We start from the raw sequence: 14,373 nt of genomic DNA on the forward strand, positions 1-14,373 counted from the left end.
GCGGCGATTCCCAACCTTGCGAGGAGCCCGTGTCGGGGGGAAAGTGACCGGCGTGTGGATCTCTCTCCTCGCCGCGCTCACCCTGGCTGCCCAGGCGCCCGTCGCGTCACCCCCGGCGCCCATCACCGTGCTGGTCGCTCCGCCTGACGCGGCGGGCGCCCCCTCCCACGTCGTCGAGTTCGCGCAGGAGCATGTGGCCGAGCAGCTCAAGGCCCGCGGACTGGAGGTCATCCGCGTCGAGGACGTCACCCGGAAGCTGACGGCCTCCAAGCGCCGGGCGCTCTTGCGCTGCAACCGCACGGAGCCCGCCTGCCTCAAGTCGCTCGGCGCGGCGGGAAAGGCGGAGGTCGTCCTGGTGCCGGAGCTGGGCCAGTTCCTCAGCGGCTACCGCGCGGGCGCCCGCGTCTATTCCTCCACGAACGGCGCGCTCATCACCGAGCACCTCGTCCCCGGCGTGGGCGAGGACCAGCTCCTGGACGCGCTCACGAAGTCGCTGGAGGTGGTGGTGCCCCGCACCCGCACGGCGCTGCGCGGCGCACCGGCCATGCCCTCGATGCAGGACGTGCCGCCGCCGGTGGTCACCCGTCCCTCCCAGCCGAAACCCCAGCCGACTCCTGCCCCGACTCCGGCGCAGCCCCCGGAGGTCGTCACCTCGGAGGAGCCCGCGCCTCGCGCCTACCCGCTGCGCCGCTGGGCGTGGCTGCCCGCCGCGGGAGGCGTGGCGCTGGCCGGTGTGGGGACCCTCTTCTACCTGCAGGCCGGCGACAAGTACGACGAGCTGAACACCGGCGGCACCCCGCCCACGACTGTCGAGGACCCGGACGGCGTGGCGTCGTCCGGACGGCGGGCGCAGACGCTCAGCCGCGTGGCCTTCGGGCTGGGCGCGGCGGGCGTCGCCGCGGGCGTGGTGATGTTCCTGCTGCCCGGTGACGAAGAGACGAAGGTGCAGCCCTCTGCCGCCGTGGTCCCTGGCGGGGGCATGGTGGGCCTGTCCGGGACGTGGCCGTGACTTCGAGGAGACTCATGCGGAAGACCTGGACGCTCGGCGCCACCGGCGCGGCGCTCGCGGCGGTGCTTGGCGCGGGCGGGTGCTACGACTTCGACGAAGCCAAGCAGCAGTGCATCGCGGATGGGCGCTGCGAGCCGGAGGGCGTCAGCCCGGACGCGGGAGATGCCGGGGACGCGGGCGACGCGGGCTTCGACGCGGGCTGCACCCGCACCTCCGACGTGGACCCGCCGGATGACGCCTTCGCCGACGAGAACTGCGATGGCGTGGACGGAGAGGCCAACACGGGCCTCTTCATCGACCCGGAGAACGGGGACGACCAGGGCGCGGGCACGCTCGCATCGCCGCTGCGCACGCTGCGCCATGCGCTGGAGTTGCTGCGCAGGGCGGACGGCGGCGGGCCGGTGCGGCGGCTGTACCTGGCGGGCGGCGCGTACGACGTGAACGGGCTGGTGCTGGACGTGCCGGCGTCGCTGCACGGCGGCTACATCCGGGGCACCGAGCAATGGACGCGCGCGGGGAACAACCCCGCCCGGCTCAACGGCGGCACGGTGGGGCTGACGGTGCGGGACCTGAGGGACGCGGGCATCGTGCTGGAGTACGTGCACGTGCGCTCGGCGGATGCGGTGGGGGCCGGTGAGCCCTCCATCGCCCTGCGCGTGCTCAGCGCCTCGGGCGTGGAGCTGCGCCGCCTCACGCTGGAGGCCGGTCTGGGCGGGGCGGGCACGGACGGCGGGGCGGGCACGCGGGGACAGGCGGGCCTGGACGGAGGAACCGGCACCCCTGGAGAGGGCAACGACCCGGGTATCGGCGGTACCGTGGGGGTGACGTCCTGCGCGCAAAGTGACCGCTCGGGAGGCGGTGGCGCCGGAGGCGTGATTCGCACCGCCGGCCTCCCTGGCGCTCCTGGCAAGCCGGACACGGGCGGCGGCACTGCCGGCGGCGGCGCCACCGTGGTCTGCCCCGGGGGGGCTTCCGCCTGCAACTGCGACGGCCTCGAGGGCGGCCCCGGGGACCCGGGAACCCTCGGCGCCGACGGTCCCTCCGGGACGCAGGGGCGTGGCAGGGGGACGCTGGACCTGGTGGGTGGGGCCTGGCGGCCCGACCAGCAGGGGGGCGGCGGCGACGCGGGCCTCCCGGGCGAAGGAGGAGGCGGCGGCGGTAGCGGCGGAAGCTGCACCTCGACCCTGGGCTTCAATCCCGGAGCCAGCGGCGGCGGCGGTGGTGGCGGTGGTGGCGGCTGCGGCGGTACGGGCGGGCAGGGCGGCGGAGGCGGCGGTGCGTCCATCGCGCTGCTCCTGGTCGATGCGCAGGTGGTGGCGGGTCCAGGCACGCAGCTGCTCACGCTCGGAGGTGGCCCGGGTGGCGCGGGCGGCGCCGGTGGCGAGGTCGGCCCTGGCGGCGAGGGTGGTGACGGAGGACTGGGTGGCTTCGTGAGCCAGCCGGGAACCCCCCGGTACAACACCTCGGGCGGCAATGGCGGCAGCGGCGGCAAGGGAGGCAACGGCGGCAGGGGTGGCGCGGGAGGCGGTGGTGGCGGCGGCCCGTCCGTGGGCGTGTGGTGCGGCCCGGACGCGGGGGTGGCCCAGGCGGAGAACGTGGTCTTCACCCTGGGCGAAGGGGGCCCGGGCGGACCGAGCACCGGCAACGCGGGAGCGCCCGGCGAGAAGCTGAACACGGAGGGCTGTCAGAACCCGTAGGGTCCGCCGTTCTCGGCCCGACGTTGGGGGGGCCTGCCAGGGTGACTCGGCGTGCGGTGCCTGACCGCTCGCCTGGTCCCCCGGGCCCGGTACATCGCGTCAGGTGTATCAACCTGCTACGCTGCTCCCCCTGGTTGAGATGGCATCCGAGCTGATCTGCGAGACCTGCGGTCTTTCCGTTCCTCCTGACACCGCCGTGTGCCCGCGCGACGGGACGGTGGTGCTGACGTCGTTCCACGTGCGCCCGCCCACGCCCGAGCCCAAGGTGGTGGTGCACGCCGCGGATGCCCGGCTCATGGACACCGGCACCAGAGACCCGCTCGTCGGCCTGAAGCTCGGCGAGTACGAGCTGCGCACCCGCGTGGGCGTGGGTGGCATGGGACTGGTGTACGAGGGCATCCAGCCGCTCATCGGCAAGCGCGTGGCGGTGAAGGTGCTGCGCCCGGAGCTGGCCCACTCCACCGAGCAGGTGGAGCGGCTGCTGGCGGAGGCCCGCGCCGTCAACGCCATCCGCCACCGCGGCATCATCGACATCTTCGGCTTCGGCCAGGTGCCGGACGGGCGGCAGTACATCGTCATGGAGTTCCTGGACGGCCAGGCGCTCGACGCGGTGCTGACGGAGAAGAACCGGCTGCCGGTGCAGGAGGCCCTCTCGCTGCTGGACGAGGTGCTCGCCGCGCTGGCCGCCGCGCACGGCGCGGGCGTGGTGCACCGAGACCTCAAGCCCAGCAACATCTTCCTCGTGCGCCAGCCGGACGGCTCGCGCTACGTGAAGGTGCTGGACTTCGGCCTCGCCAAGCGCGCGCAGACGCCCACCGGCCGCAGCGCGCAGACGCGCACGGACATGGTGGTGGGCACGCCGGAGTACATGGCGCCCGAGCAGGCCCGGGGCCAGGAGGTGGGTCCGATGACCGACCTCTACGCGCTGGGCGTCGTCACCTTCGAGATGGTGACGGGCCGGCTGCCCTTCGTCGGCACGTCCCCGGTGGACCTGCTGATGAAGCACGTGGAGGCGCGCCCGCCCCGGCCCTCGGAGTTCGTCCCCGACCTGCCGCCCGCGCTGGACGCCTTCATCCTGCAGATGCTCACCAAGGACCCGGAGGCGCGCCCCAACTCGGCGGATGCGCTGCGGCAGCAGCTCAACAAGCTGCGGCGCACGCTCCGCTCGTCCACGCGCTCCAACCCGAGCGCCCTCGCGCCCGTCGAGAAGCCGCGCCCGAAGGAGGACGTGGACTCGCGCCGGCCCACCACGCCCGTGCCCGTGCCCGCGGAGCTGCAGGGCGCGGAGCTGACGTCCCAGGAGCTGCGCGCCGCGGGCGTGTCCCCGTCCGGACGCAAGCGCGTGCCCATGGCCGTGGCCATCGGCGCCGCCGTGGTGCTGCTGGGAGGAGGAGTCGCGCTCGTCAGCCGTGGCTCGGGCCCGGTCGCTCCGACGCCGCCCGCTCCGCCAGTGGCCGTCCAGGGCACGGCTCCCACCGGGGTCGAAGCTCCCGTCGCCGGAGCCGCCACGAGCCCTGCCACGGTGGGGAGCGCGGCGGCCGCTCCGGCCACCGGCCCGAGCACCGCGCCCGTGGAGGCCGCGAAGCAGGGGACGCCCCCCGAGGCTCCCGCCGCCGTGGCGGACACGGCGCCTGGGACTGGGGCCGCGGCGCTGGCGGCTCGGGACCTGGCCCCGCTGACGGAGGCTCGCGCCGAGGCGAGGGCTCCCCGCTCAGGCACCCGCGGCCGCACCTCCGAGTCCGGGAGTTCGACGCCTCGCGAGGCGCGGGCCCTCTCGGGGAGCGCGCCCCGCCTGAATGACCTGCAGCGGCGCATCGACGACCTGGAGAGCCGCATCTCCACGCGTTTGCTCGCCGGACAGCTCCAGGACGCCCAGGTGGAGACGGCGTTCAATATGCTGGACAGGTACCGCAAGCAGGCGGACTCGGCGGACCGCACCCAGCGGCAGAAGATCTCCGCCGGGCTCAACTACCTGGAGAGCGCCTACCTCAAGCCGTGAGCTCAGCGGGTGCAGAACACCGGCTGGGCCATGGCGTTGCGCGCACGGTCCTCGCTCACCAGCTTCCAGCCCGACAGGTCCTCCAGCAGCATGTCGCGGTTCTGCCGGATGACCGTCGGGTTGCGGCACACCTTGAGGTCGCCGTAGTAGCCGAAGGGCGGCAGGGCCAGTTGGAGCTCCGCCAGCTCCGCGAGCTGGAGGTCGGCCAGGTCGCGCCCGAAGAGGGCGAAGGCCGCGTCCTCCACGCCGACGACGCCGCGCTCGAAGTAGATGATGGCCAGGTCGTACGCGATGAGCTGGTCCTTCTGCATGAAGGTGTGCAGCCGGTGCGCGGCCACCGACTGCTGCACGGTGCTCTGGATGCCCAGCGCGTTGGCGATGCGCATGGCGAGCAGGCGCTCGCACCCGCCGTCTCCTGGCGGCGTCGTGCCCGTCGTCACCCCCGCGAAGAGGCGCCACGCCCAGGCGGGCCCGTCCTCGCGCGGCGTCTGGAAGTACCGGGGGCAGCCCATGTGGCGGATGTAGAGCGCCACCAGGTCCTTGGGCAGCCGCGAGAAGTCCGGGCGCGCGAAGGTGATGGGGCGGGGGTTCTTCTGGTACTGCCCCGCCCGGAGGCTCATGCGCTCGCCTTCGATGCTGTGCTTGAGCTGTTTCTCGACGTCGAACTCGCTCTCCAGCGGAGGCAGCTTGCTGGCCGTATAGAGATACGCCAGTGGGATGACCACGCCGGCCAGGCCCAGCAGGAACAGCACTATCCAGAGAAGACTCTTCACATCCCCAGGTTACCAGGGGAGGCACGCACCCGGCGCAACGGGTTAAAACCGAATCCACCATGCGCGATTGGCACCCGGCCACCATCTCCGACACCGCACCCGCCGCCGATGGCCTCACCGACCTCGTGCTCGACATCCAGGGCACACCCCTGGTGGGCACCCATGCGCACCCCGGGCAATATGTCCGCCTGCGCCTGCCCGGCCAGGAAGAGGGCCTGTTCGCCATCGCCTCCCCGCCCGACCCCCAGGGGACACAGTGGGAGTTCCTCCTCAAGGATGGCAGCCCCCTGCCCGATGCCCTCATCCGCCTGACGCCCGGCGCCCGGGTCGAGGTGACCCGGCCCGAGGGCAAGGGCTTCCCGATGGAGCGCGCCCGGGGGCATGACCTGCTGCTGTTCGCCACGGGCTCCGGCATCTCCCCCATCCGCTCCGTCATCGCCAGCATCCGCCGGGACCGCGAGGCGTACGGCCGGGTGACGCTCTACTTCGGCGCGCGGACGCCGAGCGCCTTCGCGTACTCGGACGAGTTGCACGAGTGGGAGGCAGGCAGCGTGCGCGTGGTGCGCACCGTCAGTCAGCCCGGCGCCAGCGGCTGGCAGGGCCTCACCGGCTACGTGCAGGCCCACCTGGGCGAGGAGTCCGTCGAAGGCGCGGTGGCCTTCCTCTGCGGCCAGTCGGAGATGGTGCAGGGCGTGAAGGCCACGCTCCAGGCGCGCGGGATGCCGCGCACCGACATCCACCTCAACTACTGAGGCGCGGCGGCGCCTTCCACCGGCGTGGTGATGGTGGGCTCCGTGTAGCGCACGCCGAGCAGCATCGCGGCCGGGTCACTGTCGCCGCTGCTGCTGGCCACCTGCGGCGTCCACGCGGCCACACCCACGTGACGCCCGTCGGCGCTGAAGCGCACCCGGCGCACGGACCAGTCGAACTCGTGCTCCCCCCGCGCGGCGGCGTCGCCCTCGGTGAACAGGTACACCCGCTTGTCCCAGCCCCCGGTGGCCAGCGAGCGCCCGTCCGGGGAGATGGCCGCGGTGGACACCACGCCCTTGTGGAGCGGCCACTTTTGCAGCACCTGGCCGGACTGCGCATCCACCAGCGCGCCCACGTTGAAAGGGCCCTGCGGCTCGTCGACGCCCTTGCGCTCGCGCTCGTACACCACGCGGTTGCGCTCGGGCTTCTGCTCGGAGAGGCCCACGCCCAGCCGCTGTCCGCGCGCGTCCACGGTGACGTCGCTGACGTAGGCAGGGAAGGTGAAGTCCGAGCGCGGAGACAGCACCAGCGAGTCCACCGCGCGCATGCCTTCGGGGACGCCGCCCTTCAGCGTGAGGATGGCCTCCTGATTCACCTCATCGAACGCCACCTCCACCCTGTCGGTGAAGGGGCTGCCCAGCACCCCCTGGCTGCCCTGGGGCACGCACGAGTCGCACACCGCGACGTCCACGCCCTCCAGCACCAGCGACTTGAAGCGCACGGACTGGTTGCGCGCCAGCCGCGCGGAGATGGTGCCCAGCGCGCCCGGCACGTTGAGCGTCTCCTTGAGGAAGGGCACGTCGATGCCCGCCGCGGTGGCCGCCTCGCTGGTGAGAGCGACGGCCGGCGCGCGCGCGTCCAACACCAGGGACACCGGCGCCTTGCCATTCACCGTGCCGCCCAGCACCGCCGAGCCACCGCGCCGCTCGAAGCGCACGCGCGCCACGCCCGGCCGCAGCGCCTCCACGCCCGTGCGCCACGCGCGCAGGTGCTTGTCCCAGCCGCCCGAGTACAACGTCCCGTCCGGAGCGAAGGCCAGCGCACTCACCGGCCCCACGTGCCCGCGCTCCTCGGAGGCGTACTCCAGCGCCGGCACCGACAGCACCGTCATCAGCCCCTTGAGGCTGCCCGTCACCAGCCACCCACCGTCGGGGTGGAAGGCCACCGCGTCCAGCGGCTCCTCGGTGCGGCGCTCGCCCCGGAGCTCACCGGTGGCCGCGTCGAACAGGCGCACCACGCCGTCCTTGCCCGCCGTGGCCACGAGGCCACCGTCCGGCGAGAAGGCCACGCCCTCCACGTCGAACTCGTACGGGTTGATGCTCGGGTCCGCCACGAGCGTCGGCGGCGGCCCCAGCGACCAGAGCGACAGGAAGTAGGCCTTGGAGCCCAGCCGCGTGTACGCCAGGCGCCCGCCCCGGGGCGAGAAGGCGAGGCCCCAGATGAAGTCCCGCCGGTTGAGGACGACCGCCTCCTGCCACCCCGCCACGCTTCCGGTGAGGTAGCCGCCCGGCGTCGCCTCCAACCGCGCTTCCACGTCCGGGGCCAGCTTCGGTGGCGCGTGCGCACAGCCCGCGCCCACCGCCAGGCACCCTCCGGCCAGCAGCGCCGCCGCCCTCCGGCCCCACTTCATGAGCCCGAGCCGCCCGAGGCAGAGGCCGCCTTCTCCTTCTCCACGTTGATTTCGGTGATGCCCTTGTTGTCGACGGACAGGAGGAACAGCGGCTTCACCGCCTCGCGCTTCTCGTTGAAGGAGGTGCGGCCGGTGGCCCCGTCGAAGTCCTTCAGGTTGGCCAGCGCATCACGCATCTCCGCGCGGGTGCGCGGCGCGCCTTCCTTCTTCTCGATGAGCTGCCGCAGCATGCGGCCCGAGTCGTAGCCGATGGCCTCCAGCAGGCCGGGGTCCTTCCCCGTCTCCGCCTTGTACGCCTCGCGGTACTCCTTCACGAAGCGGCGCGTGGCCGGGCGCTGCGAGTCCACGAAGAAGCCGTCCACGTACACCGAGCAGGTGACGAACTTGCCGCCGCGCTCCACCAGCTCCGGCAGCCCCGAGCGCCCCTTCGGGCTGCTCCACTGGTTGGCCCCGAAGAGCGTCACCGTCTTCAGCTCCTTCTTGCCCGTCGTCTTGCGGATGCGCTCCAGGTCGCGCGGGTCGCACGCGTTGGTGACGATGTCCTCCACGGCGAGCGCCGGGGCCACGAGGCTGACGCGGCGCCAGTCGTCCGGCATGAAGATGGCGTCGAAGTCGATGATGGGCTCCACGCCGCTCTTCACCTTCTCCAGCGCCTTGCGGCGGCGGAACGCGTCCATGTTCTCCCCCTGGAGCTCCCTCACGCCGCCCACGTAGTCGCCGCGGTCCTCGAGGTAGTAGCGGCCCACCAGCTTCTTCGCCTCGGTGGTGAAGGTCGTCTGGTCGTGCGAGTAGCGCTCCGCGCCGCGGATGGTGCCACCACGCTGCACCACGTCGTCCCAGAAGGTGTCCGCCAGCTCCACGCCGTAGGGGATGTTCGGATAGAGCAGCGCGAAGCGCTTGTAGCCCTTCACGTTCATCGCGTAGTCGACGATGGCGTCCGCCTGCGCCGAGTTGGTCAGCATGTTGCGGAACACGTACGGCCCCAGGTCGGTGACGCCCTCCTGGCGGCTCATCGTCAGCAGCGGAATCTGGAGCTCCTCGGCCACCAGCGCCGCGCGCTTCGCGTCGTCCGCCAGCAGCGGCCCCAGCACGGCGATGGCGCCGTCGTCGAAGGCGAGCTGCTCCATGGCCTGGCCCGTCTTGTTGACGTCGCCCTGCGTGTCCTTCACCACCAGCTCCACGTTGCTGCCCTCCAGCCCCAGCTGGATGCCGCGCAGCACCGCCTCGCCAATGGGCTGGTAGCGGCCCGTCATGGGCAGCAGCACGCCCACCGTGCGCGGCTTCGCCTCCACGCGGCGGGTGGCCCGGGCCAGCAGCTCGCGCGCCTGTCCGGCGAAGGCGTGGTTGGGCGCCTGCGCGAGGAAGCGGTTCAGCGTCTCCTCCAGGCGCGTCCAGTCGCGCAGGTGGTAGTAGACGCGCGCCAGCTTGAAGGTGATGACGGGCCACGCCGGGTTGGACGGGGACAGCCCCTCCGCCACGCGGGCGATGTCCACGAAGTCCGCGCGGCCCTCCACCAGCGTCTCCACCCGCGCCACCGCGGCGGCCTGCGCCTCGGGGCCCTGGGCCTGGCCGGCCTGCTCCACCGCCAGCTCCAGCGCCTGGCCATACAGGCCCGCGCCCTCGGCGGCACGAGCGGCCTCGGCCTGCAATTGCACGCGCTCGGCGCCCTCGGCCCGCTCCGCGAGGCTGGAGAGCGTCTGGTACGCGTCGCGGTAGGCGCCCACCTCCATCGCGGAGACGGCCAGCTTGTGCTTGGCGTCATCCGCCTGCGCGTGCAGGGGGTTTTCGAAGAGCAGCTCGTTGAAGGACTTGCGCGCGTTGGCGAAGTCCTTCGACTCGAAGAAGAGGACGCCGGCCTGGTAGAGCGCGTCCTGGCCCGCGGTGGTGGCGGGGTACGCCTTGCGCACCGCGAGGAAGGACTCGGCGGCCTTCTTCTTGTCCGGCGCGGCCTGGGCGGCCTGCTTCGCCTGCGCCAGGGCCGCGTCCGCGGCGGGGTCCTTCTTCGCCTCCACGGTGGGGCGCTTGGGGAACGGGTCGCCCGTGGGGACGTCTTCGCCGGTGGTGCCACCTTGCGGCGGGGTGCGGGTAGTCCGGGGGCAGGCCGTCAACGACAGGGCCAGCGCGACGGCGAGCGAGCGGCGCAGGATGGGAAGGACGTCCATGGCAGGCAGTGGCATAGCAGTGGGGTGCGCCTCCGTCGACAACGGAGCGGGGGGAAGATTCCACAGGGAAACCCCTCCCCCTTGCAGCGCCCGTACCCGTGCCCCACGGCCGTGCGGGCGTCGGCTGCTTCACGCTTCGCGGCCCGGGAGCCACGGCAGCGCGGCCCGACGCCCACGGGACGTCGTCAGCCGAACAGCTCCTTCACCTTGGCGAAGAAGCTCTTGGACTGTGGGTGGGACTCCTCGCCCGCGGCCTCGGCGAACTTCTCCAGCAAGTCGCGCTGCTTCCCGGTCAGCTCCGTGGGCGTCTCCACCACCACGCGCACGTGCTGGTCTCCCCGCTGCTGGCTGTGCAGGTGGGGGATGCCCTTGCCCTTGAGGCGGAACACCTTGCCGGACTGGGTGCCGTTGGGGATGGTCATCTTCACCTTCCCGTCGAGCGTGGGGACGTCGATTTTCGCGCCCAGCGCCGCCTGGGTGAAGGAGATGGGCACCTCGCAGAAGACCTCGTACTCCTCGCGCTGGAAGAGCGGGTGCTCCTTGACGATGACGGTGACGTAGAGGTCTCCGGCCGGGCCGCCGCGGTCTCCGGGCTCGCCCATGCCGCCCAGGCGCACGCGGGTGCCGTTGTCCACGCCGCCGGGGATGGCCACCTCGATGACCTCCTCGGAGGGCACCTTGCCGCTGCCCTTGCAGCGCGGGCACGGGTCCGGCACCACCGCGCCGGTGCCGCCGCAGTCACTGCACGGACGGGACACCGCGAAGAAGCCCTGCGTGTAGCGCACCTCGCCCGCGCCGCCGCACGTGCCGCAGGGCCGGGGGCCCGCGCCGCTCTTGCTGCCGCTGCCGGTGCACGTCTCGCACTTCTTCGGCCGCGGAATCGTGACTTTGGGCCGGCAGCCGAAGGCCGCCTCCTCGAAGGTGATTTCGAGGTTGTAGCGCAGGTCCGCGCCACGCGAGCTCGTCCTGCGTCCACCCCGGGCACCGCCGAAGATGTCGCCGAAAATCTCGCCGAAGATGTCGTTGATGTTGACGCCCTGGAAGCCGCCACCGGCGCCGCCGAAGCCCTCGAAGGGGTTGCCCGAGTGCCCGAACCGGTCGTACTTCGCCCGGCGCTCGGGGTCGCTCAGCACTTCATAGGCTTCCGAGGCCTCCTTGAACTTCTCCTCGGCCTCGTGGTTCCCCGGGTTGCGGTCCGGGTGGTACTGGAGCGCCACCTTGCGGAACGCACTCTTGAGCTCCTGCGCGGAGACCGCCTTCTGGACGCCCAGGACCTCGTAGTAGTCGCGCTTCTGACCCGCCGCACCTGCCATCGATTACAACCCCTGGAAATTGCTGGACTTTTCGCTAGCGTATAGAATCTTGAGTCACTATAACGCAGCGAAACGCACCAGCAATCCAGGGGTGCAACCTAGACAGTCCATACGCGGTTGGCCGTCAGCTCCATGCGAGCCAGCCGGCGCTTGAGCCCTGGGTCCACGGGCCCGTTGGCGGCCCACTTGGGCACCACGAAGTGCAGCTCCGCGTTGTAGAGCTTCGCGGCGCTGGCCAGCAGGCTCCAGCGGTTCTCCGCGGTCGGCTCGTCGACCATGTTCGGGGTGACGATTTCCAGGATGATGGGCGTGCGCGCGGAGTCGGACTGGCGGCAGGTGAAGTCGGGGCGGTGATCTTCGATGGTGCCCGACAGGATGGGAGGCGGCATGAAGCCGGGAAGGCGGGCCTTGATGTCCGTGTACCCGATGGTGCGGAAGTACTCGGCCATGAGCCACAGCAGCCGCCGGCGCTCTTCCTCTTCAACCACCGGCTCGCAGCCCGGATTGAACAGGGCCTCTTTTTCGTTATTGGTTTCCATGGCTCCCATGAAGCTGTCCGCAGGGATGGAGGGGGGCAATGGAACTGGCCTGCCTGCCGCCGGTGGCAGGTGGGTGGGCAGGCGACAAGGCGTGAAATAACGCGTGTCCGTGGCCTTGGACGTCGCGGCGACTCGGTGACAGAGTCCGCCGCCGAACAGTGGCTCCCCGTCCTTCACCCCAGGTCTACCGCCGGCTCCTCGGCTACCTGCGTCCGTACCGCTGGCTGCTCGCGGCGGGCGTGGGCGCGTCCCTCGTCGCCGCGGCGGCCACGTCCGCCTATGCGTGGGTGGTGGGCCCGCTGCTGCGCGCGGTGCTCACCGGCGAGCCAATCACGGTGGCCGGCGTGTCACTGCCGGGAGATGCACTGCTCGAGCGGCTGCCGTTGCTGGTGGTGCTCATCGCGGTGGTGAAGGCCACGGCCCAGTTCCTCCAGGGAGGGCTGATGCAGCGGCTGGGCCAGCGCGTCATGGCGGATCTGCGAGGCTTCCTCTACGCCCGGCTGCTTGGCCAACCGCCCGCGTTCTTCGAGCGGCGTCACTCGGGAGAGCTGCTCACGCGCTTCACCTCGGAGGTCCCGCTGGTGGAGTTCTCGGTGACGCAGGCGCTCACGTCCTACATCAAGGACGGGCTGCAGATTGTCGCACTGCTGGTCACCTGCTTCCTCATTGATGCAAGGCTTTTCCTCTTCACGTTCATCGTGGTGCCCGTCACCGTGCTGCCAATCAACCGCTTCGCGCGCTCGCTCAAGAAGGTTGCCGCGCGCTCGCAGCAGCGGCTGGGCGCGCTGACGGCGCTGACGGCGGAGCAGTTGCAGAACCTGCCGGTGGTGCAGGCCTTTGGCGGGCAGCCGCGCGCGGTGGAGTCCTTTGAAGGCGAGGCGGAGCGCTACCTCGGGGAGATGCGCCGCTCGCTCTTCCTGCGCGGGGCGGTGAGCCCCACGGTGGAGTGGCTGGGCATCGCCGGCGTGGCCATGGCGATTGCGTGGGGCGCGCGGGCGGTGGCGGCGGACCCGGCGCTGGCGGGGCGGCTGTTGTCCTTCCTCGCCGCGGCGCTGCTCCTGTACCAGCCGGTGAAGTCGCTGAGCGGAACGTTCTCCCAGGTGCTGACGGGCCTGGCGGCGGCGGAGCGGCTGTTCGCGCTCGCGGACGAGCCCGCGCCGCCGGACGAAGGGGACGCGGCCGGGCCGCTGTCGAAGGCGCTGGTGCTGGAGGGCGTGCGCGCCACGTACCAGGACGGGCGCGAGGCGCTGCGCGGCGTGGACCTGGTGGTGCCCGCCGGAGCGCGCGTGGCGCTGGTGGGCCCTTCCGGCGCGGGGAAGACGACGCTGTTCTCCGTGCTGCTGGGATTCCTGCCGGCGTCGGGGGGACGGGTGCTGTGGGACGGCGCGCCGCTGACGGGGCTGAAGCCCTCGAGCGTGCGCGGACAGGTGGCGTGGGTGTCGCAGGAGCCGGTGCTCTTCTCCGGGACGGTGCGGCACAACCTGCGGCTGGGCAGGACGGAGGCGACGGACGCCGAGCTGTGGGAGGCGTTGCGGCTGGCGCACGCGGACGACTTCGTGCGCTCACTGCCGGGCGGGCTGGACGAGCCGGTGGGTGAGCGCGGGAGCCGGCTGTCGGGCGGACAGCGGCAGCGGCTGGTGCTGGCGCGCGCGTTCCTGTGCAGGCCGTCGGTGCTGCTGCTGGATGAGCCCACGAGCGCGCTGGACGCGGCGAGCGAGGCGGCGGTGGGCGCGGGACTCGCGGCGCTGATGAAGGGGCGCACGGTGCTGGTGATTGCGCACAGACTGTCGACGGTGCGCGACGCGGATTTGATTGCCGTGGTGGAGGGCGGCCGGGTGGTGGAGGCCGGGACGCATGCGGAGCTGCTCGCGCTGCGCGGGCGGTATATGCAGTTGCTGGGTGAGGGCGCTGTCGCGGCCTGAGGGGCCGAGCTACACCTCGGTGAACCTGAGGCCGGTGGCCTTCGTGCGTTCCAGGGCCGTCTTGATGTCCTCGGAGACGATGAGTGCGATGGACCAGCCCCAGGTACGGAAGACCCTGGCGTCGCCCACCTTCGCGGGGTCGATGCGCATGCCGTAGACGTCCCGATACTGGCCGAGCTTCTCGGGCCGCTCATCCTCGGGCTTCCAGTAGAGCACCTCGGTCGATGCAGCATCGTCGATGCAGCGGATGAGCCGGGTGGCCACGAGAATGAAGAACGGTTCCGTCTGGCCATCGACATCCACGGGGATGAGCTGGACGTCGTCCGGAGCCATCTCGGAGAAGATGTTGGCGACGTTGGCGCGGACCACGGGAGTGCTGAAGCCCGCGTGAGAGTAGTCCAGCGCCCGCCCGGGCTCCTCCACGGGAATCTTGAGACGGCCCTTCACGGAGACGGGCATCCCCTTCCTGAACATCCAGGGGTCATCGACTTCCCGTCCCTGACCATCCGTTGGATGCCCCAGATTCCACCGGCGAGGCGCATAGACGTCGTCAGCCAGGTCGAAGTACCGCTTGGGCAT

General features: G+C 71.8%; 11 protein-coding genes. 5 read left to right on the forward strand and 6 right to left on the reverse strand.

Annotated elements, in window-relative coordinates:
• Positions 1 to 52 precede the first annotated feature (52 nt).
• The 3 genes from G4D85_RS06310 (at position 53) to G4D85_RS06320 (ending at position 4,705) form a co-directional block, all read left to right on the forward strand.
• Positions 53 to 1,009, forward strand: coding sequence for a hypothetical protein (locus G4D85_RS06310; protein ID WP_205525431.1), 957 nt, complete (start codon positions 53 to 55; stop codon positions 1,007 to 1,009).
• Positions 1,010 to 1,023: 14 nt separating this feature from the next.
• Positions 1,024 to 2,706 (forward strand): hypothetical protein, encoded by a 1,683-nt coding sequence (locus G4D85_RS50190; protein ID WP_205525432.1) that lies wholly within the window; start codon positions 1,024 to 1,026, stop codon positions 2,704 to 2,706.
• 139 nt (positions 2,707 to 2,845) lie between these two features.
• Complete coding sequence (locus tag G4D85_RS06320) at positions 2,846 to 4,705, forward strand: serine/threonine-protein kinase (RefSeq protein ID WP_164008840.1); 1,860 nt, start codon at positions 2,846 to 2,848, stop codon at positions 4,703 to 4,705.
• A 2-nt stretch (positions 4,706 to 4,707) separates the two neighbouring features.
• Here G4D85_RS06320 and G4D85_RS06325 read toward each other — a convergent pair whose 3' ends face one another.
• A complete protein-coding gene (locus G4D85_RS06325; protein WP_164008842.1) occupies positions 4,708 to 5,478 on the reverse strand; it encodes a transglycosylase domain-containing protein in 771 nt (256 codons plus the stop codon).
• A gap of 59 nt (positions 5,479 to 5,537) precedes the next feature.
• On the opposite strand from G4D85_RS06325, the gene G4D85_RS06330 reads away from it, so the two are divergent.
• Positions 5,538 to 6,230 carry a ferredoxin reductase domain-containing protein gene (locus G4D85_RS06330; protein ID WP_164008844.1) on the forward strand — a complete coding sequence of 231 codons (693 nt, stop codon included), beginning with the start codon at positions 5,538 to 5,540 and terminating at the stop codon, positions 6,228 to 6,230.
• Here the strand turns inward: G4D85_RS06330 and G4D85_RS06335 are convergent.
• The 4 genes from G4D85_RS06335 to G4D85_RS06350 form a co-directional block, all read right to left on the reverse strand.
• Complete coding sequence (locus tag G4D85_RS06335; protein ID WP_164008846.1) at positions 6,224 to 7,858, reverse strand: WD40 repeat domain-containing protein; 1,635 nt, start codon at positions 7,856 to 7,858, stop codon at positions 6,224 to 6,226. The genes G4D85_RS06330 and G4D85_RS06335 overlap by 7 nt on opposite strands.
• Positions 7,855 to 10,035, reverse strand: coding sequence for a penicillin-binding protein activator (locus tag G4D85_RS06340; protein WP_164008848.1), 2,181 nt, complete (start codon positions 10,033 to 10,035; stop codon positions 7,855 to 7,857). The genes G4D85_RS06335 and G4D85_RS06340 overlap by 4 nt, the downstream gene beginning before the upstream one ends.
• 170 nt (positions 10,036 to 10,205) lie before the next feature.
• Positions 10,206 to 11,333, reverse strand: a complete 1,128-nt coding sequence (dnaJ, locus tag G4D85_RS06345; RefSeq protein ID WP_164008849.1) for a molecular chaperone DnaJ — start codon at positions 11,331 to 11,333, stop codon at positions 10,206 to 10,208.
• Between the two features lie 98 nt (positions 11,334 to 11,431).
• Positions 11,432 to 11,872: a hypothetical protein gene (locus G4D85_RS06350; protein ID WP_164008851.1), complete on the reverse strand. Its 441-nt coding sequence runs from the start codon at positions 11,870 to 11,872 to the stop codon at positions 11,432 to 11,434.
• Between the two features lie 158 nt (positions 11,873 to 12,030).
• On the opposite strand from G4D85_RS06350, the gene G4D85_RS06355 reads away from it, so the two are divergent.
• The gene (locus G4D85_RS06355; RefSeq protein WP_164008853.1) at positions 12,031 to 13,794 is read left to right on the forward strand and encodes an ABC transporter ATP-binding protein; all 1,764 of its coding nucleotides are present in this window, start codon (positions 12,031 to 12,033) and stop codon (positions 13,792 to 13,794) included.
• A gap of 9 nt (positions 13,795 to 13,803) precedes the next feature.
• On the opposite strand, the gene G4D85_RS06360 is transcribed toward G4D85_RS06355, so the two are convergent.
• Positions 13,804 to 14,373, reverse strand: a complete 570-nt coding sequence (locus G4D85_RS06360) for an imm11 family protein (RefSeq protein ID WP_205525433.1) — start codon at positions 14,371 to 14,373, stop codon at positions 13,804 to 13,806.

Origin of the sequence: Pyxidicoccus trucidator, from assembly GCF_010894435.1 — a bacterium.
In the GTDB taxonomy this organism is placed as follows: Bacteria; Myxococcota; Myxococcia; order Myxococcales; family Myxococcaceae; genus Myxococcus; species Myxococcus trucidator.

What these genes read in the sequence shown, in the direction of transcription:
- G4D85_RS50190 (WP_205525432.1), top strand. Translation starts at nt 1,024, where the DNA reads ATGCGGAAGACCTGGACGCTCGGCGCCACCGGCGCGGCGCTCGCGGCG.
- G4D85_RS06320 (WP_164008840.1), top strand. Translation starts at nt 2,846, where the DNA reads ATGGCATCCGAGCTGATCTGCGAGACCTGCGGTCTTTCCGTTCCTCCT.
- G4D85_RS06330 (WP_164008844.1), top strand. Translation starts at nt 5,538, where the DNA reads ATGCGCGATTGGCACCCGGCCACCATCTCCGACACCGCACCCGCCGCC.
- G4D85_RS06335 (WP_164008846.1), bottom strand. Translation starts at nt 7,858, where the DNA reads ATGAAGTGGGGCCGGAGGGCGGCGGCGCTGCTGGCCGGAGGGTGCCTG.
- G4D85_RS06340 (WP_164008848.1), bottom strand. Translation starts at nt 10,035, where the DNA reads ATGCCACTGCCTGCCATGGACGTCCTTCCCATCCTGCGCCGCTCGCTC.
- dnaJ (WP_164008849.1), bottom strand. Translation starts at nt 11,333, where the DNA reads ATGGCAGGTGCGGCGGGTCAGAAGCGCGACTACTACGAGGTCCTGGGC.
- G4D85_RS06350 (WP_164008851.1), bottom strand. Translation starts at nt 11,872, where the DNA reads ATGGAAACCAATAACGAAAAAGAGGCCCTGTTCAATCCGGGCTGCGAG.
- G4D85_RS06360 (WP_205525433.1), bottom strand. Translation starts at nt 14,373, where the DNA reads ATGCCCAAGCGGTACTTCGACCTGGCTGACGACGTCTATGCGCCTCGC.